Here is a 16,241-nt window from a genome sequence, read left to right as displayed (position 1 = left end):
GCGAAAACTGTTGACGCTGGCGTCTCGAAACCTCAACTAGAGGCAACCCTCAAGCACAGGTCCATCATGGCTTCCCGCGCGTACAACATTCCCAATCTTCTGACCTATGCGCGCATCCTTGCCGTACCGGTGATCGTTCTGTGCTTCTTCATCGAAGGAAAGCTGGAAAGTTCGGATTTTGCCCGCTGGGCCGGATTCTGGATCTTCGTCGTGGCGTCGCTGACCGACTATCTGGATGGCTATCTGGCCCGTATCTGGAACCAGACCTCGAATATCGGCCGCATGCTGGATCCGATCGCCGACAAGCTTCTGGTTGCCGCCGTGCTTCTGCTGCTTGCTGCCGACCAGACGATTGCCGGCTGGTCGCTGTGGGCTGCAATCACGATTCTCTGCCGCGAAATTCTCGTCTCGGGCCTGCGTGAATATCTGGCGGCGCTCAAGGTCTCGGTGCCGGTGACCCGCATCGCCAAGTGGAAGACGACGATCCAGATGGTGTCGATCGCGTTCCTGCTGGCCGGACCTGCCGGCGACAAGTTCCTGCCGTTCACGACGCAGATCGGCATCGGCCTTCTCTGGGTCGCCGCGGCCCTCACCTTCTACAGCGGCTACGACTATTTCCGCGCCGGTCTCAAGCATCTCGTGGATGACGAGGGATGACAAAACTCGTCTATTTCGCCTGGGTGCGCGAGAGAATCGGCAAGACCGAGGAGGATCTCGACCTGCCGCCTGAGGTCGTTACCGCGCGTGATCTCCTCAATCACCTGAAGACGCTCGGCGAGGAATACGAGAACGCGCTGCAATATCCCGAGGTCATTCGCGTCGCGATTGACCAGGAGCATGTGGAGCATTTTGAAAAGATCGCCGGAGCACGAGAGATCGGCATTTTCCCCCCAATGACAGGCGGGTAAACGGAAGACAATCTGATGACGATGCCCACGATCCGCGTCCAGACCGACGATTTCGATCTGCAATCGGAGATCGATCTCCTCACTGCCGGCCGCATGGATATCGGCGCGGTGGTCAGCTTTAGCGGTCTTTGCCGCGACGAGCAGGGAGCGCTCTCGGCGCTGGAGCTCGAGCATTATCCGGGCATGGCAGAAGCCGAGATGAACCGCATCGCCCTCCTTGCCATCGACCGCTTTTCGCTTCTCGGACTGACCGCCATCCACCGCTACGGCAAGATTGCCCCCGGGGCCAACATCGTCCTGGTCATTGCCGTCGCCTCGCATCGCCAGGCAGCCTTCGACGGCGCCAATTTCGTAATGGATTTTCTGAAGACATCGGCGCCGTTCTGGAAAAAGGAACACGCGGCTGATGGTTCGCCCCGGTCCTGGGTCGATGCCAAAGACGCCGACGATACCGCACGCGACCGTTGGCGCTGAGGTTTACAGGACCACCCTTTCCCGCCGGCTGATGACAAGAACCGCAACCAGCACCAGGCCGATGGCGAAATCCCGCCACAGGATCGGACCGTAACCGCTCCACAGTGTTTCGGCGAAACCGACAGCGGCGGCACCGGCTGCCGACCGCAGCGGATGCGAATGGCCTCCGGCTGCAGCAATCAGGACGAGCTTGATGCTGATCAGCAACCCGGCGCCGAAGTCCATCGTTCCGTAATACGAGGTCGCCAACACGCCTGCGACGGAGGCGTACAGAGATGCTGCCGCGTAGGCGAGGACGAATACCAGACGGGAACTGATGCCGCAGAGTTGGGCCACAATCTTGTCGTCGGCCACCGCCCGCCAGATGCGCCCGAGGCTTGTATGATCAATTACCAGCCAGCCGGCCGCGATCATTGCCAGCATCAGGCCGGTATTAAGCAACTGGATCAGCGTCAGGGTTATTGCGAAACTGTGACCCGCCCAGAGCGGAACGGCACGGTTCAGAAACGGCGACAGCCAGATCTCCCGGGAGCCGGAGGCAAGCCGAGCGCCCTCCATCAGCACCAGCAGCACGCCCAGCGCGGCGACGATCGGCGCGTTGCGCGCATGCCTTTCGATCAACCGCAGGGTCAGCCCGCCGACCACGATCCCGGTCGCGACGCCGCCGACGATCGCCGCGCCCGCCCCCATCGCCAGTGCCGCCGGCAGGACAAGCCAGAACTCGTCCCAGCCGAGCTGCGCGAACAACACGTAGAGATGGCCGGAAAAAGCAAAGATGGTGCCATAGGCGATGTCTGCGCGCTTCGTCAGCGCAAAGCCGATCACGTAGCCGAAGGCAAGCGTTGCGTAGAGTACCGACAGCGGCACAGCATTCGCCAATTGCTGGAGCAGATAGGCCATCGGCAAACCCCAAAAGGATGACACGAATATAACTGGTAAACCGCGTTACACCAGTTATAATTCTGGGATGGATTTCACCTGGACCCCGCATCGTTTCGTCGGTGGCGCCTTGGCGCTCGATGTCGCCAACAGCGTCATACTGCGCATCGATCCGTCACGCCGCATTGATCGCTTCGCCTCTCCGCAGCAGATGGATGCCTTTCCCGAGGCGGCCGGAGAATTCTCGGCGGAGCGGGCGTTGTTTGGAGAAGTGACGCCAGTCGCCGCGGAAAGACGCGCCGATTTCCTCGTGCTTCGGGAGGCGATCGACCGGTATTTCCGTGCTCGAGCGGATGGCGAGGATGACCCGCACAAACTGGCGGATCTGCTTGGCGCGGCGGCTGTGGCGTTGCGCGGAACCGGCACCGGCTCGCTCGAGGCTGCCACCGCTCGCTCGGCCTTGCGGCTTCTTGGCGACGATCAGATTTCCCGCCTCAAGAGCTGCCGCAATTGCGGCTGGCTGTTTATCGACCGAAGCAGCAACCGCAGCAGAAGCTGGTGCGACATGACCGTCTGCGGCAACCGCGTGAAGGCGAACCGCCACTATCGCCGCAGCCGCGATGGCGGACCTTCGGCTGGAGACCCGTCATGATGTGGAGGGCAGCGATATCAGCCGGGCTCTGCATGATGGGCCTGATTGTGACTGGCTGCCAGCGACCGTCGGAAGGTGTGTATTTCGAACTGTCCGGCCGGATTTTCGTCTTCAACTACCGGGTGGCTACCGCTAACTACCTCGTCACGCTTCGAAAGGTCGCCGCCACCCCTAAGGAAAGCCGCGCTAGAGCGGAATTCGAAGATCCGCAGGGCGGACCGGCGCTTTTCACCGAAGAGAAAGTTCTCGATGTCGACGATGTGCTCACGCTTGCCAGCCCGTTCGTCCAGTGCGTCCGGAAGGACAGGCCCTACCGCGTGGCCATCACGCTGAGAGGCGCGTCCGGCGAGGTGCTGCAGGTGATCGAAACCACCGTGACGTCGGATGTCGATCAGTCTGTGATACCGGCGGCACCGCTGGTCGTCGGCCCGGCCTACACACCCAACCCCGACATGTTCAAGGCCGATGGCTCGACCGACTTCTCCGGGCGAACCGGCTGCCCGGCGACTCCATGACCTTGCCGCAAACACCAAAAAAGGCCGGAGCGAATGCCCCGGCCTTTTTTAGATCGAACCGATCCGTCAGCAATCAGCCGACGATTTCGGTTTCGGCGAACCAGTAAGCGATTTCCTGGGCAGCGGTTTCCGGAGCATCCGAACCGTGAACCGAATTTTCACCGATCGACAGGGCGAACTGCTTGCGGATCGTGCCTTCGTCGGCGTTGGCCGGGTTGGTCGCGCCCATGATTTCGCGGTTCTTCAGGATGGCGCCTTCGCCTTCGAGAACCTGAACGATGGTCGGGCCGGACGTCATGCCGTCGACGAGTTCGCCGAAGAAAGGACGTTCCTTGTGAACGGCGTAGAAGCCTTCAGCTTCGCGCTTGCTCATCCAGACGCGCTTGGATGCGATGATGCGCAGGCCGTTGTCTTCAAATACCTTGGTGATGGCGCCGGTCAGGTTGCGCTTCGTTGCGTCCGGCTTGATCATCGAAAACGTGCGTTCAATCGCCATTGGTCTCATCCTTTGTTTCCACGGAAAGTGGGCGGTGTTTAACCGCCCCTTTCGCCGGAAACAAGGGGGATGGGCCTAATTTCACGCAGCCGTCACAACGCGTCCTGCGCTGTCATGAAGGTCGAGCAGACGCTCGAACCACGAAGCCAGCAGGCCGTCCTTGCCCAGCACGTCGGCACCATCCGTCACCCGCAGCCACTGCAGCGCGCCGAAGAGAATGTAGTCGGCAAACAGCGGCGCCTCGCCGCCAAGGAAAGGCTGGAATTTCAGCGTGTGCGTAACCGGCTTCAGTTTCTCGGCGAAGGTGTCGATTTCCCTCTGCCGGTCGGCGGCGACCTCTTCCAGCGACCGGCCGAATATGGCCTCGCGGCTGCTGCGGAAATAGGCCTGGTCGGCCGGCCCCAGCGTATCGTGCACGCTCTTGATTGCGATCCTTGCGATTGCGCCGTGTACCACCGTCTGCGAAAAACCCTCGACAAACCGGGAGAGCGCCTTGCCGCCTTCCCCGCCGAACAGGGTCGGACGGTCGGGATAGCGCTCGTCTAGATAGACCGCGATGTCGAAACTGTCACGGATCAGTTCGCTTCCGTCCCGCAGGATCGGCACGGTCTTGGAAAACCCGTTCTCCAGGTTGGGGATCTGCGTAAACGGTGTCGGCTGCTCCGTGTAGTCGAGCCCCTTGTGCTTGAGCGCCATTACCACCTTCCACGCATGCGGCGAAAATGGCCGGTGCGCGTCAGCGCCGCAGAGGGAATAGAGAATGCGTGTCATCATGGGCTCCTGATCTGTCACTCACCGCACATGATGGGATGGCAAGCCCCACAAATCCAGTCAGGAAATTTCATGGGTGGTATCAACCCCTGCCCCTCGGGTTGGCCGACAAATCCGGTATGATTACACGTGAACAACCGGAGACGTTTTGAATGCTGCGCCATTTCCAGATGCTTGCCGCTTACAATTCCTGGGCAAATTCACAGGTCTACGATGCCTGTGCCGCGCTGACGGACGCCGAATACCGCGAAGATCGTGGCGCCTTCTTCGGATCAGTCCACCGCACGCTCAACCACATCCTCGTTGCCGACCGCATCTGGATGCGCCGCCTGACCGGAGACGGCACGGCGCCGACGGATCTGGGGGCCGTTCTGTTCGAGGATTTCTCTGACCTGCGCACGGCGCGTGACGCTGAAGATGTGCGTATCACCGACTATCTCACGTCGCTGAGCGACGGCGCACTCAGTGCCACCATCACCTATACGCCAGTGACCGTTCCGACGGAGGTCACCGAACCAGTGGCGCCTGTTCTCGCCCATCTCTTCAACCACCAGACCCACCACCGGGGACAGGTGCACGCCATCCTCACCTCGCTCGGCAAGCCCTCCGTAGTGCTCGATATGATCGCCTTCCTACGCGGGCATGGAAAACAGTGGATGCAGGTTTAACGTAATACGGCTTTAGGACAAATAGGGGTTGTGAACTCAGCCTTAACCTTATTCGCAACGAGACGTCTTCAAACGCCTGACAAAAGCCAACGTTTCAGGCGTTCTTAACCCTCGATCTCGCGTACTGTTTTCCTGAAACGAGACAGTAACGAGACCCTAAGGAATAGGTGGATCATGTCGGCGGACAATGCACGGCAATCGCGTGACAGGAGCCTGGCTGTCGTAGCGCAGCAGATGGCAAAGCAGGACGTTGCCGGTCTTCCTCGCAATTACACGCTGTTCCACGAAGCGCTGTCGGGGTCCGATCCGGCGCTTACCCGCGACGTCGCCACGCTTCCGGCCGGCGCTACCCAGGCCCAGATCGACGAGATCGGCCTGCGCTACCAGCTTCCCGGCTTCGTGGTTCTATCGATCGCCAACCGGGACGAGGAAACGAGACGCGTTCTCGATCTCGTCGGCACGATTGCCCAGGCCACGCTGAAGAAGCAGAATTTCGTGCGTGCGCTAGAGACGGCGGCCGAAAGCCTTCGGAGCGGAAGTGCCAGCGGTCTCGCCGACATCCAGGCCGAGCTCGATCATCTTCAGGCGAACCTAAGCGAAACGCTCTCCGCCGAGATCGGTCTCACCAAATCTCTGGAGCTTGCCGCGGACCGGCTGCTGATGTCGAGCAATCTGGCGGAAGCGGCCCGAACCAATTCTCTGTCCGACCGGCTGACCGGGCTTCCCAACCATGTGGCGCTGGCGGAAAAGCTGGATCTCCTCTACGCCCCTTCCGCCGAGCACCGCCCGGCCGCGCTGTTTGTCGTCCGCCTCGTCGATCTCGGCGAGATGGCGCAGACCTATGGCCAGGTGACTGCCGGCCGGATCGTCAAGCGCGCCGCCGCGATTTTCCGCAAGGCGATCAAGAAGAACGACTTTCTGGCCCGGACCGCGACCGACAGCTTTGCGTTTCTGTTCGAGGATGTCGATCGGAGCGGTGCAAAAGCGATCGCCGATCGACTCGTAACTTCGATCGCCGACAGCCTCGTGTTTGCAGGTTCCGGTGAAGGGCATTACCCCCACATGCGGCTGTCGACCGGCGTGGCGCTCTCGACCGAGGCATTCTCGCCGCAGCAGATCAAGCTGCATGCGGCAACGGCACTCGAAAGTCTTCGTGCCCAGGGTTCAGGCGCCGGAACCGACACCGTGGCGATCTTCGGCGATCCAAGCCGTCGCGTTTCCTGAACGCATCGACCGATCCCCCATACGACAGTGACGCGGCGGCCCGTCCGGGCGCCGCGTCCTGCATTTCAGCAAAAAGTCGATCGCGTCGGCGTCAGGCGGGAACGAACTGGTTTTCCTGCGTGAAGCGGATCGTCTTTCTGGTCACGCCCTGAGCGAACTGGACCGGAAACGCTGCAGACGAGATGGCAGTATCGATCACCTGCCCCTCGATGAACGAGCCGGCGATGATGAAATAGCTTGGCTTCGGTGTGAACGTGTAGTCGAGGTTTGGCTCGAGCTGTACGGCGACGGCCGGTTTGCCGCCCATCGCAAGACCCACATTCAGCGACATCCGGACACTGGCCTGCTGCAGAACCGACGGGATCAGGTTGTTCGCCCGCACGAGAAACACACCGGCCGGGCCGGCGGTCGGATTTGTCGGAAACGCCGGAGCACCGTTCGGGAACGCGCCCTGGTAGGTGATCGCGACGTTGTTGAGACCCTCGAGCATGACGTCGCATTTGCTGGCGGTCGCAAAGGCCCGCGGGCTGAGCGTCGACCCGAGTTCCTGGATGTAACCGGCGCTGATCGAGTAGTCGATCGTCCAGCTGAATGTCGACATGCTCGGGTTTTCCGGGCTGCCCGAGGCCGCGTTGCCGATCATCCATGCCAGGGACAAAGGGCTCTGAGACGCGCCGACCACGTCCGGTATCGTCTGGAACAACGCATAACTCTGGAACTTCGGGTTCTCGTTCATGACCGTAAGCGTATAGGGCGTCCCCAGATCCTGTTTCTCGAAGATCTCGATCGCTTCCCTTCCCATCATAACACGCATGCTGACCTCTCCTCTTTCACATTCTTGCCGCCGCGACATGCGGACCGGACCGAGCGGTCCGTTCGGCTACCAACGGCAACTCCTGCCGTGAGCACAACCTAGAATGATTTATCGCTGGAGAATGTCACGCATGTAACAACTTTTGATTGCATTTATTCGTATCACGGCTCAGACGGCAAGCGACACCTCAGCGTCCGAGTGGGTTTATGACATCGAACCTTATCTCCAAGATCAACAACGACATCCGACATTCCGCGTGGTTCGACGATCTCGACGACGACACGTACTCGCGTCTCGTGTCGGGGTCGGCGAGCCGGCTCTATAGGGACGGCCAGACGCTGTTTTTCAGCGGTCAGGCCTGTGACGCGCTGTCGATCATCGTGTCCGGTTGCGTGCACCTCTATTTCATCTCGGAGGATGGGCATGAGGTGATCTTCGCCGAGCTCGGCGCCGGCGACGTTCTGGGAGATGTCGAACTCACCCTCGGCTGCACCCACTTCGCGAACGCGGTCGCGGCCGGTGAGACCCGCGTGATGGTGGTCCGTCGCAGCGCATTCAGTGAGATCACCCGCATGCCCCAGATGTCGGCTTTTCTGATGAAGACATTCGCACGCAAGCTCAGAAAGACGATGGCCTTTGCCGAAGGCATGGCACTGCATACGCTGCAGACCAGGCTTGCGCGTCTTCTCGTCGATCTCGCCCGCCTGCACGGCCGCAGCACAGCGGAGGGGCTGCTGATCGACAGAGCGATATCGCAGGAGAGAATGGGGCAACTGATCAATGCCAGCCGCCCACGAGTGAACGCGCAGCTTCAGGCTTGGAAGGGCGACGGCGTGCTCGGCATGCGGCGCGGCCGCCTGATCATCCTCGACTACCGATCGCTGAAGATCATGTCGCGCGAGGGGGCGACCGACAATTGACAGGGTGGTCCAGGCCGCGACGCCGAGCGCGACGGATTTTGAGTTCCGTCGCGCAGGTCGCCTGCCCTTTTGCGATCGCTACTTGCAGCCACCCTTGACGTACTCGATCATTTCCTCGGTCTCATGCGTGAAATGCGGCCCCTTGACGTTACTAGGGCTGCCATTCGACACGACGCTGAAGATTTCGAAAGCCTTGTTCTCAGCCGGCAGGAACCACGCGCCGCCACTGGCACCGCCGCCGTACATCGGATGCGGCTTTGCCTCGTAAGCCGTCGCATCGCTGACGCTGATCGACGGGTCCTCCAAGAACATGTACTCGCCACCATCCAGCCGTCCGGGATATCCCATCAGGGTGAGTTCGGTTTTCTCAGGCACCTTAGCGAGACGCAGCTGGAATTTTCCAGACGTCGAGGCCTTGGTACTGCGCATGACCGCGTAATCGACTGCGGCCGCGGCAAGGCCCGGGACTTGCGGTATCTTCGTCCACGCCGTCAGGACGGACGCCATTTCGATAGGATAAGCCTCGCCCGGCGCTCCGTCATAACCCGGATAGAACACCACGTTGCTGGCCTGGTCTCCATTCAGCCACATGGCGTGTGCCGCCCCGATAATGATCTTGTCGTCGGAGACGAACTGGGCGCTGGCCGCTTGATCGATTCCGCCTAGGCTAAAGAACAGCTTGCCACCGAACTTGAACGGAGCCTCCTTGATCGGTGCCAGCTTGACCTCGGTACCTTCGAGGGAATGTACGTCGCCACCTGGCATGCCGCTCTCCGGCAGTAGGCCGGGAGCGGGGATTGCATTGCGACGGCGCTCGTCCGTCCAGTAGTCTGCGGTAAAGGCCGCCTGCGCCGCGGTCGGCGCCCAGCAGGTGAACCGGTCATCGGCGAATGCGCCTGTCGGTGCAAAGGAAACCGACACCAAAAGTGTCAGGCATGACGCTTTCCAGAACTTCATCTCTCAACCCTCCTTGTTCGAACATCCGTCAGGGATGCTTCGGCCGAGTGGCCAGGGACGAACCTAGATGGGCGCGGTCTGGAGGGCTGTTCCCGGAGGAACAGGGGGAGATCCTTGAGAGATTGTCCCTTCGCAGCGCACAATGCCCGCAAATCGCGACGGCCGCCGTCTTGCCTTCACGCCCGGTTTCGGCCAAAACCGCGGCCATGATTACCATTACCGACCTTTCCGCCCGTATTGCCGGGCGCCTTCTCCTCGACCATGCCAGCGTGACGCTGCCCGCCGGCACCAAAGCCGGGCTTGTGGGCCGCAACGGTGCGGGCAAATCGACGCTGTTCAAGCTGATTACCGGCGAGCTCAGCTCGGAGACCGGCTCGGTCTCCTATCCGAAGAGCGCCAAGCTCGGACAGGTGGCTCAGGAAGCGCCCGGCACCGAGGATTCGCTGCTGGAAATCGTGCTCGCCGCCGACAAGGAACGCGCAGCACTGATGACCGAGTCGGAAACGGCCACCGATCCGGACCGGATTGCCGACATCCAGATGCGCCTCGTCGACATCGACGCCCATTCGGCGGAGGCGCGCGCCGCCAGCATTCTCGCCGGCCTCGGCTTTTCGCAGGAAGCCCAGCTGCGGCCGGCCTCGTCGTTTTCCGGCGGCTGGCGCATGCGCGTGGCGCTTGCCTCGGTTCTGTTTGCCGAGCCGGACCTGCTTCTTCTCGACGAGCCGACCAACTATCTCGACCTTGAAGGCACGCTCTGGCTGGAAGATTACGTGCGCCGCTATCCGCACACTGTCATCGTCATCAGCCATGACCGCGACATGCTCAACAATGCGGTCACGTCGATTGTCCATCTCGACCAGAAGAAGCTTACCTTCTATCGCGGAGGCTATGACCAGTTCGAACGCCAGAAGGCGGAAAACGACGAGCTGCAGACCAAGGCCAAGGTGAAGAACGATGCGGCCCGCAAGCATTTGCAGACCTTCATCGACCGCTTCAAGGCCAAGGCCTCCAAGGCCAAGCAGGCGCAGAGCCGCGTCAAGGCGCTGGAGCGGATGGGAACGGTCGCCTCTGTCATCGAGGATCATGTCCAGCCGATCACTTTCCCCGAGCCCGAAAAGCAACCCGCCTCGCCGATCATCTCGGTGCAGAACGGTGCCGTCGGGTACGAGCCGGGCAAACCGATCCTCAGGAACATCACGCTCCGGATCGACCATGACGACCGCATCGCCCTCCTCGGCTCGAACGGCAACGGCAAGTCCACCTTCGCCAAGTTCATCGCCGGCCGGCTTGCCGCCGAAAGCGGCGAACTGAAACTCGCGCCAAGCCTGAAGATCGGCTTCTTCGCCCAGCACCAGCTCGACGACCTCGTCCCGGGTGATTCTCCCGTGGAGCACGTCCGCCGCCTGATGCCGTCAGTCCCGGAAGGCAAGGTCCGCGCCCGCGTCGCCCAGATGGGGCTTGCGACAGAAAAGATGTCGACACCCGCCAAGGATCTGTCGGGCGGCGAAAAGGCTCGCCTGCTGATGGGTCTCGCCGCCTTCCACGCGCCGAACCTTCTCATCCTCGACGAGCCGACCAACCATCTGGACATCGACAGCCGAAGAGCCCTGATCGAGGCACTCAACGACTATCAGGGCGCGGTCATTCTTATCTCCCATGATCGGCATCTGATCGAGGCGACGGTCGATCGTCTCTGGCTCGTCAACAACGGCACGGTGCAAACCTTCGAGGGAGATCTCGAAGAATACCGCGACCTGATTGTCAGTTCCGGTAAAAAAAAAGAAGAAAAACCGCAGCTGATTGACGATTCGGCATCGAAGGTCGAACAGCGTAAGGCGAGTGCGGAAAGGCGTGCCTCGCTCGCCCCCTTGCGCAAAAAGATCAACGATGCCGAGGCCTTGACGGCCAAGCTTGAGAAGCTGATTCAGGCGCTTGATAAAGAGCTTGCGGACCCGGCACTCTATGAAAAGACGCCGGCAAAGGCCGCGACCAAGGCCAAGGAACGGGGCGAAGCCGCGGCCAAGCTCTCGGCCGCCGAAGAGCAATGGCTGATGCTGTCTTCCGAATACGAGGAGGCGATGGCCGGCTGAGTTTCGAAATCCGGTTGCCCCTACTCCGCTGCATGCCTAGCTAAGTGGCTGCAGACACAGGAGGCCTTCGATGGATCTTTATCTCGAAACCGACGACGACGCCCGCACGCTCGCGTTTATCGCCGAGCAGAACGCAATCTCGGCCGAGGCGCTCGAAACACCCCAATTCGAAGCGGACCGCGACACGCTGAAGGCGATGTTTGAGCGCGAGGACCGGCTGATCGTGCCGGCGCGGCGCGGACGCTGGCAGTTCGACTTTCATCGCACCAAGGACAATCCCCTCGGTCTCTGGCGCCGACTACCGGCAGCAGACGAGCCGCGCAACGACGCGGCCTGGGAAACCATTTTCGATTTCGACGCCTTTTGCGTTACTGAAGGCAAGCGCTGGATCTATAGTGGCGCCGTCACCTCCCCTTACGAGCCGACCCGCGTTCTCGTCATCCTGTCCGACGGCGGATCCGACCAGATGCGATTGCTGGAGTTCGACACGGAGCCGAAGGCGGTCGTCGAGGGCGGTTTCGACACGCCGGTGGCGCGAGCCCATGCAAGCTGGATCGGCCCGGACGAGATTGCCTATTTCGGGTCGATCGACGAATTCTCCGCCACCCGCTCTGGCTGGCCCCGCGTCGGCCGCCGGCTGAAGCGCGGCATGGATCCGAAAGATGCACCGATCCTGTTCGAGGCAGGCCCGGACGACGTTCAGGCCACCGGCGGGATCATCGATCCACTGTTCTGGAACGGCGGACCGGACGAGAAGCCGATCGAGTTCTTTACCGTCATCCACGAGATCGACCGGATGAGCGTCCATGTCCGCGATAGACAAGGTGCGCTCCCGCGTCTCGATCTGCCCGACAGGATCGATGTCACCGCCAACCATCGCCATCTGCTCTGGCGCGCCAAGAGTGACGAGCGCTATCCGACCGGCAGCCTGATCCTGCAGGATTTTATCCCGTATTCGGATGAGCCGCTGGGTGCTGCCCGTGTTCTCTTTAGCCCTGAACACGGGCAGACCGTCACTCAGTTCACGCTGTTCAAGACCTGGGGCGCATTCGTCGTCAGCGACGTGATGGTGCCGCGGTTATTCCTGATCGACCTCACGAAACCGGATGCGCAGCCGCAGGAACTGCAGCTGCCGTCCACTCTGCAGACCGTCGGATTCCGCACGCTCGATGCCGACCTCACGCGCGGCGAGGAAATCCTGACCGTCATCGGCCAGGGCTTCCTGCAGCCTTACGGGACATGGCGTCTCGACCTGACGGATCGCGCCCGCTTGCCCGATTTGGTTCCGACAGGCGTCTCTCCCGCCTATTTCGATGCGCAAGGGATGCAGTCCGAGCTTCTGCAGGCGACATCGGAAGACGGGACGAAAATCCCCTATCACATCGTCTATCCGAAGACGTGGGAGAAGGGCGAACTGCCGGTCCTGATGTATGGCTATGGTGGTTTCGGCTGGCCGCTTGCTCCCTACTACTCGGGCAATACCGGCGTCTGGCTCGAGCATGGCGGCGCCTATGTACAGGCCTATATCCGCGGCGGCGCGGAATTCGGCCCCGACTGGCACACGGTCGCCAAGGGCAAGGGCCGTCACAAGGCGTTCGAGGATTTCGTCGCAGTCTCCCGCGATCTTGTCGCACGTGGCATCACAAAACCGTCGCGCATCGCCTGCCATGGCGGCAGCAATGGCGGTCTTCTGACCGCTGTCATGGCAACGCGCTATCCACAAGATTTCGGCGCAATCTGGACCTCGGTCCCCGTCATCGACATGTCGCGTTTCCACGTCTTCCCAGCCGGCAAGGCCTGGATGGACGAATACGGCAACCCTGACGTCGCGGAAGAGCTTGCCGCGATGCTGACCTATTCGCCGCTCCACAATATCGACCCCGCGACTGAGGTGACCTATCCGCCGATCTACATCGAGAGCTCGACGAACGACGACCGCGTGCATCCATCGCATGCCCGCCGCTTTGCCAAGAGACTGATCGACGCCGGGCATCGTCCTCTGTTTCACGAATACGGCTCGGGCGGCCACGGCGGCGCCGGCGATACGCTTGAACAGGCGGCGCGATTGGCAATGGGCTACAGTTTTCTGCGCGAGACGATCGTGAAGGCGTGAGCGGAAGCCATCGGTTGTGCCAAATCCGCGGATACACTACCGTCCGTTTGCAACCCTGTGAGGCATGACCATGACGCTTCATATCACCGACCCGGTTCTCGATGCGCTTGCCGAACAGGCGCAGAAAATCCTGAATGCTCCGAGCAAGGAGGATACGGTTCGCCAGGCGCTGGAGCGCGTGGTGGGAGAGGTTCATCAACGAACTGAACCTGTCTCCGACAACACGACACGAAGCGAACGACTGCAGGCTTTGCGAGACCGGTTGGAGCGGCTGAGGCAAGATTTCAACATGCCACCCAATGAGTCGCTGCCCCCGTTTGATGAAAAGGCTTATCTCGACGAGATGTGGGGCGAGAACGATGTTCATCGATAGCTCGGTCGTCGTTGAAATCCTGATCGACGGCGACAGGGCAAACGAGCTTCTGGGGCGCATGGCAGAGAGCCGGTCGATTTGCACGGGACCGACCGTGATCTACGAATCGGCGACTGTGCTGGCGACCCGGCTTGGCAGGCAACCCGAAGAAACAAAGCTGCTGGTACAGCGCTTCGTCGAACGCTTCGAGATTTCTGTCCTGCCAGCATCCTACGATGTCTCGTCTGCCGCCATAGACGCCTTCGCCCGCTACGACAAGGGCCGCCATCCGGCAAAGCTCAATTTCGGGGATTGCTTCTCCTATGCCGGCGCCCGCCAGTCGGGTCTGCCGCTTCTCTATGTCGGCGGAGATTTTGCGCGGACCGACCTTGCCTGATCAGGCCTTTTTCACCCAGCGTCCCTCGGGCGATTGCTGCCAGTAGGTCAGCGCATGTCCATCGCCCTTCAGCTTCTTCCACTGGGCGCGCGCGCCTTCCAGCTGAAGCTGATCGTAGCCATCGAACATGAAGACGACGCGCTCATAGGGGTCGAGCGGCGGCGGCTCGGCGCCGTCGACGACGAAACGCACGGTTGCGGCATTCTGGTTCTCGGGAGTCGCCGTCAGCAGGACCGGTTGCTCCTGCGGCATCGGCGCTGCATCGGTGCCATGCGGCAGAAAACTGTCATCGCGAAACGTCCACAAATGTGCGTCGAGAAAATCCCGACGCACATCTTCGGCTGTCTGAACGACCACCTTCCAGCCGCGCTCGACGCTCTTTTCGAGAAGCGCCGGCAGCGCATCTTCGAGCTTCGATTCGGTCAGGTGATAGAACAGTACTTCGGTCATCAGTTCTCGTAGTTCCTGCGGACAAGTTCGTCCAGCAGGCGTACGCCGTAACCGGATGCCCAGGACTGGTTGATCTCGTTCTGCGGCGAATTGAGCGCCGTTGCCGCGATGTCGAGATGCGCCCAGGGCGTATCGCCGACGAAACGCTTGAGGAACTGCGCCGCGGTGATCGAGCCGGCCTGCCTGCCGCCGCTGTTCTTCATGTCGGCAAAGCGGCTGTCGATCATCTTGTCGTAGTCCTTGGAAAGCGGCATGCGCCAAAGCTTCTCGCCGCTTGTCTCGCCCGCCTGCGTCAGTTCGTCCGCCAGCGCGTCATCGTTGGAAAACAGTCCGGCATGGAGGTTGCCGAGTGCGACGACGATGGCGCCGGTCAGCGTCGCGAGATCGATCATGAAGCGAGGCTTGAAGCGTTCCTTGCAGTACCAGAGCGCATCGCCCAGCACGAGACGGCCTTCCGCATCGGTATTGACGATCTCGATCGTCTGGCCGGACATCGAGGTGACGATATCGCCGGGTCTCTGGGCGTTGCCGTCAGGCATGTTTTCGACCAGGCCGATAATGCCGATCACGTTCGCCTTGGCCTTGCGAGCGGCGAGCGTGTGCATCAGGCCGGTCACGGCGGCAGCTCCGCCCATGTCGCCCTTCATGTCTTCCATGCCGAGGCTCGGCTTGATCGAGATGCCGCCGGTATCGAAAACGACACCCTTGCCGACAAAGGCGACCGGCTGATCTCCCGGCGTGCCGCCGTTCCAGGTCATGATCGCCAGCCGCGGTGGCCGGGAAGAGCCCTGGGCGACGCCGAGCAGAGCGCCCATGCCGAGTTCCGTCATCTCGGTCTCGGTCAGGATCTCCACGTCAACGCCAAGCGATTCCAGATCCTTCGCCTTCTGCGCAAACTCGATCGGGCCAAGCACGTTGGGCGGCAGATTGACCAGGTCGCGGGCAAGAATCACACCCTCGGCAATGGCCTTCGCCGAGACGAATTGCTCAGTCGCCGCATCGGCTTTTGCGGTTACGATGGTGACGGTCACCGTCTTCGGCGACTTGTCCTCGTCGTCGTCCTTCTTCTTGGTCTTGTAGGTATCGAACTTGTAGGCGCGCAGCAGCATGCCGGTCGCGAAATCCGCAGCTTCGGCCGCGCCGACGTCGGCACCGGGTGCATCGAGGAACACCGTCACCTTCTCCATCGTCTTGACCGCAGCGGCCGCGACGCCACCCGCCTTCAGCCAGTCGTAGGCTGTCAGCTTGTCGGCCTTGCCGAGACCCAGCACGATAAGCCGATCGGCCTTCGATCCGGCCGGGGCCAGAATATCAAGCGTCGACAACGCCTTGCCTTTGAACTTGGCGATGCCCGCCGCCCTTACCGCAACAGCCTGCGGATCGACTTCGGCGACACTGGCGGCTACGGCATCTCCCGAAAGCTTGAGCTGAATCGCAAGTCCTCCATCGATGACGGCGGAGGCGGAAAAGGCGATATCGAATTTCATGGACATTACAGCTCCAGGCATTGTGGTGCGGAAGAAAGGCCCGATCTTCACCCTTTCGGTCGCGAACGCAAGCG

General features: G+C 61.3%; 19 protein-coding genes. 12 read left to right on the top strand and 7 right to left on the bottom strand.

The window, feature by feature from the left end:
* Positions 1–66 precede the first annotated feature (66 nt).
* From pgsA to ASF70_RS11915, 3 genes are read left to right on the top strand one after another with little or no spacing between them, the layout of a single operon-like run.
* Positions 67–657, top strand: coding sequence for a CDP-diacylglycerol--glycerol-3-phosphate 3-phosphatidyltransferase (pgsA, locus tag ASF70_RS11925; RefSeq protein WP_062453313.1), 591 nt, complete (start codon positions 67–69; stop codon positions 655–657).
* On the top strand, positions 654–908 hold the full coding sequence (gene moaD / locus ASF70_RS11920; RefSeq protein ID WP_062453314.1) for a molybdopterin converting factor subunit 1: 255 nt from the start codon (positions 654–656) through the stop codon (positions 906–908). The genes pgsA and moaD overlap by 4 nt, the downstream gene beginning before the upstream one ends.
* A gap of 15 nt (positions 909–923) precedes the next feature.
* Positions 924–1,382 (top strand): molybdenum cofactor biosynthesis protein MoaE, encoded by a 459-nt coding sequence (locus ASF70_RS11915; protein ID WP_062579902.1) that lies wholly within the window; start codon positions 924–926, stop codon positions 1,380–1,382.
* A 3-nt stretch (positions 1,383–1,385) separates the two neighbouring features.
* Here the strand turns inward: ASF70_RS11915 and ASF70_RS11910 are convergent, their stop codons facing one another.
* On the bottom strand, positions 1,386–2,282 hold the full coding sequence (locus ASF70_RS11910; protein ID WP_062579901.1) for a branched-chain amino acid ABC transporter permease: 897 nt from the start codon (positions 2,280–2,282) through the stop codon (positions 1,386–1,388).
* A gap of 67 nt (positions 2,283–2,349) precedes the next feature.
* Here ASF70_RS11910 and ASF70_RS11905 point away from each other — a divergent pair, with 67 nt between their 5' ends.
* Together ASF70_RS11905 and ASF70_RS11900 are read left to right on the top strand one after the other, a co-directional pair.
* A complete protein-coding gene (locus ASF70_RS11905) occupies positions 2,350–2,913 on the top strand; it encodes a CGNR zinc finger domain-containing protein (RefSeq protein WP_062579899.1) in 564 nt (187 codons plus the stop codon).
* Positions 2,913–3,428 carry a hypothetical protein gene (locus tag ASF70_RS11900; protein ID WP_062580249.1) on the top strand — a complete coding sequence of 172 codons (516 nt, stop codon included), beginning with the start codon at positions 2,913–2,915 and terminating at the stop codon, positions 3,426–3,428. The genes ASF70_RS11905 and ASF70_RS11900 overlap by 1 nt, the downstream gene beginning before the upstream one ends.
* Before the next feature lie 73 nt (positions 3,429–3,501).
* Here the strand turns inward: ASF70_RS11900 and ndk are convergent, their stop codons facing one another.
* A complete protein-coding gene (gene ndk / locus ASF70_RS11895; protein WP_062453319.1) occupies positions 3,502–3,924 on the bottom strand; it encodes a nucleoside-diphosphate kinase in 423 nt (140 codons plus the stop codon).
* A gap of 81 nt (positions 3,925–4,005) precedes the next feature.
* The gene (locus ASF70_RS11890) at positions 4,006–4,695 is read right to left on the bottom strand and encodes a glutathione S-transferase family protein (RefSeq protein ID WP_062580247.1); all 690 of its coding nucleotides are present in this window, start codon (positions 4,693–4,695) and stop codon (positions 4,006–4,008) included.
* A 152-nt stretch (positions 4,696–4,847) separates the two neighbouring features.
* Between ASF70_RS11890 and ASF70_RS11885 the strand changes: the two genes are divergently transcribed.
* Positions 4,848–5,363, top strand: a complete 516-nt coding sequence (locus ASF70_RS11885) for a DinB family protein (RefSeq protein ID WP_062579897.1) — start codon at positions 4,848–4,850, stop codon at positions 5,361–5,363.
* Positions 5,364–5,537: 174 nt separating this feature from the next.
* On the top strand, positions 5,538–6,587 hold the full coding sequence (locus tag ASF70_RS11880; protein ID WP_062579894.1) for a diguanylate cyclase: 1,050 nt from the start codon (positions 5,538–5,540) through the stop codon (positions 6,585–6,587).
* Positions 6,588–6,678: 91 nt separating this feature from the next.
* Here the strand turns inward: ASF70_RS11880 and ASF70_RS11875 are convergent, their stop codons facing one another.
* Positions 6,679–7,401: a hypothetical protein gene (locus ASF70_RS11875; RefSeq protein WP_062579892.1), complete on the bottom strand. Its 723-nt coding sequence runs from the start codon at positions 7,399–7,401 to the stop codon at positions 6,679–6,681.
* A gap of 206 nt (positions 7,402–7,607) precedes the next feature.
* Between ASF70_RS11875 and ASF70_RS11870 the strand changes: the two genes are divergently transcribed.
* On the top strand, positions 7,608–8,321 hold the full coding sequence (locus tag ASF70_RS11870) for a Crp/Fnr family transcriptional regulator (protein WP_062579890.1): 714 nt from the start codon (positions 7,608–7,610) through the stop codon (positions 8,319–8,321).
* A 78-nt stretch (positions 8,322–8,399) separates the two neighbouring features.
* Here ASF70_RS11870 and ASF70_RS11865 read toward each other — a convergent pair whose 3' ends face one another.
* Positions 8,400–9,278 carry a hypothetical protein gene (locus ASF70_RS11865; RefSeq protein ID WP_062579884.1) on the bottom strand — a complete coding sequence of 293 codons (879 nt, stop codon included), beginning with the start codon at positions 9,276–9,278 and terminating at the stop codon, positions 8,400–8,402.
* Between the two features lie 206 nt (positions 9,279–9,484).
* Between ASF70_RS11865 and ASF70_RS11860 the strand changes: the two genes are divergently transcribed.
* The 4 genes from ASF70_RS11860 to ASF70_RS11845 all read left to right on the top strand — a co-directional run bounded on the left by ASF70_RS11860 (position 9,485) and on the right by ASF70_RS11845 (position 14,230).
* On the top strand, positions 9,485–11,368 hold the full coding sequence (locus ASF70_RS11860; protein WP_062579883.1) for an ABC-F family ATP-binding cassette domain-containing protein: 1,884 nt from the start codon (positions 9,485–9,487) through the stop codon (positions 11,366–11,368).
* A 70-nt stretch (positions 11,369–11,438) separates the two neighbouring features.
* A complete protein-coding gene (locus tag ASF70_RS11855; RefSeq protein ID WP_062579881.1) occupies positions 11,439–13,481 on the top strand; it encodes a prolyl oligopeptidase family serine peptidase in 2,043 nt (680 codons plus the stop codon).
* Between the two features lie 70 nt (positions 13,482–13,551).
* A complete protein-coding gene (locus ASF70_RS11850) occupies positions 13,552–13,854 on the top strand; it encodes a type II toxin-antitoxin system VapB family antitoxin (protein ID WP_062580245.1) in 303 nt (100 codons plus the stop codon).
* Complete coding sequence (locus ASF70_RS11845; RefSeq protein ID WP_062579879.1) at positions 13,841–14,230, top strand: type II toxin-antitoxin system VapC family toxin; 390 nt, start codon at positions 13,841–13,843, stop codon at positions 14,228–14,230. Before ASF70_RS11850 ends, ASF70_RS11845 begins: the two co-directional genes overlap by 14 nt.
* Here the strand turns inward: ASF70_RS11845 and ASF70_RS11840 are convergent, their stop codons facing one another.
* The gene (locus ASF70_RS11840) at positions 14,231–14,680 is read right to left on the bottom strand and encodes a DNA polymerase III subunit chi (RefSeq protein WP_062579877.1); all 450 of its coding nucleotides are present in this window, start codon (positions 14,678–14,680) and stop codon (positions 14,231–14,233) included.
* Complete coding sequence (locus tag ASF70_RS11835; protein WP_062579875.1) at positions 14,680–16,173, bottom strand: leucyl aminopeptidase; 1,494 nt, start codon at positions 16,171–16,173, stop codon at positions 14,680–14,682. Before ASF70_RS11835 ends, ASF70_RS11840 begins: the two co-directional genes overlap by 1 nt.
* Positions 16,174–16,241: the final 68 nt, after the last annotated feature.

This window comes from Rhizobium sp. Leaf321, assembly GCF_001423215.1.
In the GTDB taxonomy this organism is placed as follows: domain Bacteria; phylum Pseudomonadota; class Alphaproteobacteria; order Rhizobiales; family Rhizobiaceae; genus Neorhizobium; species Neorhizobium soli.
Note: the sequence above shows the minus strand (reverse complement) of the source record. Positions and strands in the feature narration are given on the sequence as shown.

Excerpts from the sequence above, each read along its gene's own strand:
- ASF70_RS11870 (WP_062579890.1), top strand. The coding sequence starts at position 7,608 with ATGACATCGAACCTTATCTCCAAGATCAACAACGACATCCGACATTCC.
- ASF70_RS11875 (WP_062579892.1), bottom strand. The coding sequence starts at position 7,401 with ATGCGTGTTATGATGGGAAGGGAAGCGATCGAGATCTTCGAGAAACAG.
- ASF70_RS11840 (WP_062579877.1), bottom strand. The coding sequence starts at position 14,680 with ATGACCGAAGTACTGTTCTATCACCTGACCGAATCGAAGCTCGAAGAT.
- ASF70_RS11860 (WP_062579883.1), top strand. The coding sequence starts at position 9,485 with ATGATTACCATTACCGACCTTTCCGCCCGTATTGCCGGGCGCCTTCTC.
- ASF70_RS11910 (WP_062579901.1), bottom strand. The coding sequence starts at position 2,282 with ATGGCCTATCTGCTCCAGCAATTGGCGAATGCTGTGCCGCTGTCGGTA.
- ASF70_RS11835 (WP_062579875.1), bottom strand. The coding sequence starts at position 16,173 with ATGTCCATGAAATTCGATATCGCCTTTTCCGCCTCCGCCGTCATCGAT.
- ASF70_RS11880 (WP_062579894.1), top strand. The coding sequence starts at position 5,538 with ATGTCGGCGGACAATGCACGGCAATCGCGTGACAGGAGCCTGGCTGTC.
- moaD (WP_062453314.1), top strand. The coding sequence starts at position 654 with ATGACAAAACTCGTCTATTTCGCCTGGGTGCGCGAGAGAATCGGCAAG.
- ASF70_RS11885 (WP_062579897.1), top strand. The coding sequence starts at position 4,848 with ATGCTGCGCCATTTCCAGATGCTTGCCGCTTACAATTCCTGGGCAAAT.
- ASF70_RS11905 (WP_062579899.1), top strand. The coding sequence starts at position 2,350 with ATGGATTTCACCTGGACCCCGCATCGTTTCGTCGGTGGCGCCTTGGCG.
- ASF70_RS11850 (WP_062580245.1), top strand. The coding sequence starts at position 13,552 with ATGACGCTTCATATCACCGACCCGGTTCTCGATGCGCTTGCCGAACAG.
- ASF70_RS11915 (WP_062579902.1), top strand. The coding sequence starts at position 924 with ATGACGATGCCCACGATCCGCGTCCAGACCGACGATTTCGATCTGCAA.
- ASF70_RS11865 (WP_062579884.1), bottom strand. The coding sequence starts at position 9,278 with ATGAAGTTCTGGAAAGCGTCATGCCTGACACTTTTGGTGTCGGTTTCC.
- ASF70_RS11900 (WP_062580249.1), top strand. The coding sequence starts at position 2,913 with ATGTGGAGGGCAGCGATATCAGCCGGGCTCTGCATGATGGGCCTGATT.
- pgsA (WP_062453313.1), top strand. The coding sequence starts at position 67 with ATGGCTTCCCGCGCGTACAACATTCCCAATCTTCTGACCTATGCGCGC.
- ndk (WP_062453319.1), bottom strand. The coding sequence starts at position 3,924 with ATGGCGATTGAACGCACGTTTTCGATGATCAAGCCGGACGCAACGAAG.
- ASF70_RS11855 (WP_062579881.1), top strand. The coding sequence starts at position 11,439 with ATGGATCTTTATCTCGAAACCGACGACGACGCCCGCACGCTCGCGTTT.
- ASF70_RS11890 (WP_062580247.1), bottom strand. The coding sequence starts at position 4,695 with ATGACACGCATTCTCTATTCCCTCTGCGGCGCTGACGCGCACCGGCCA.
- ASF70_RS11845 (WP_062579879.1), top strand. The coding sequence starts at position 13,841 with ATGTTCATCGATAGCTCGGTCGTCGTTGAAATCCTGATCGACGGCGAC.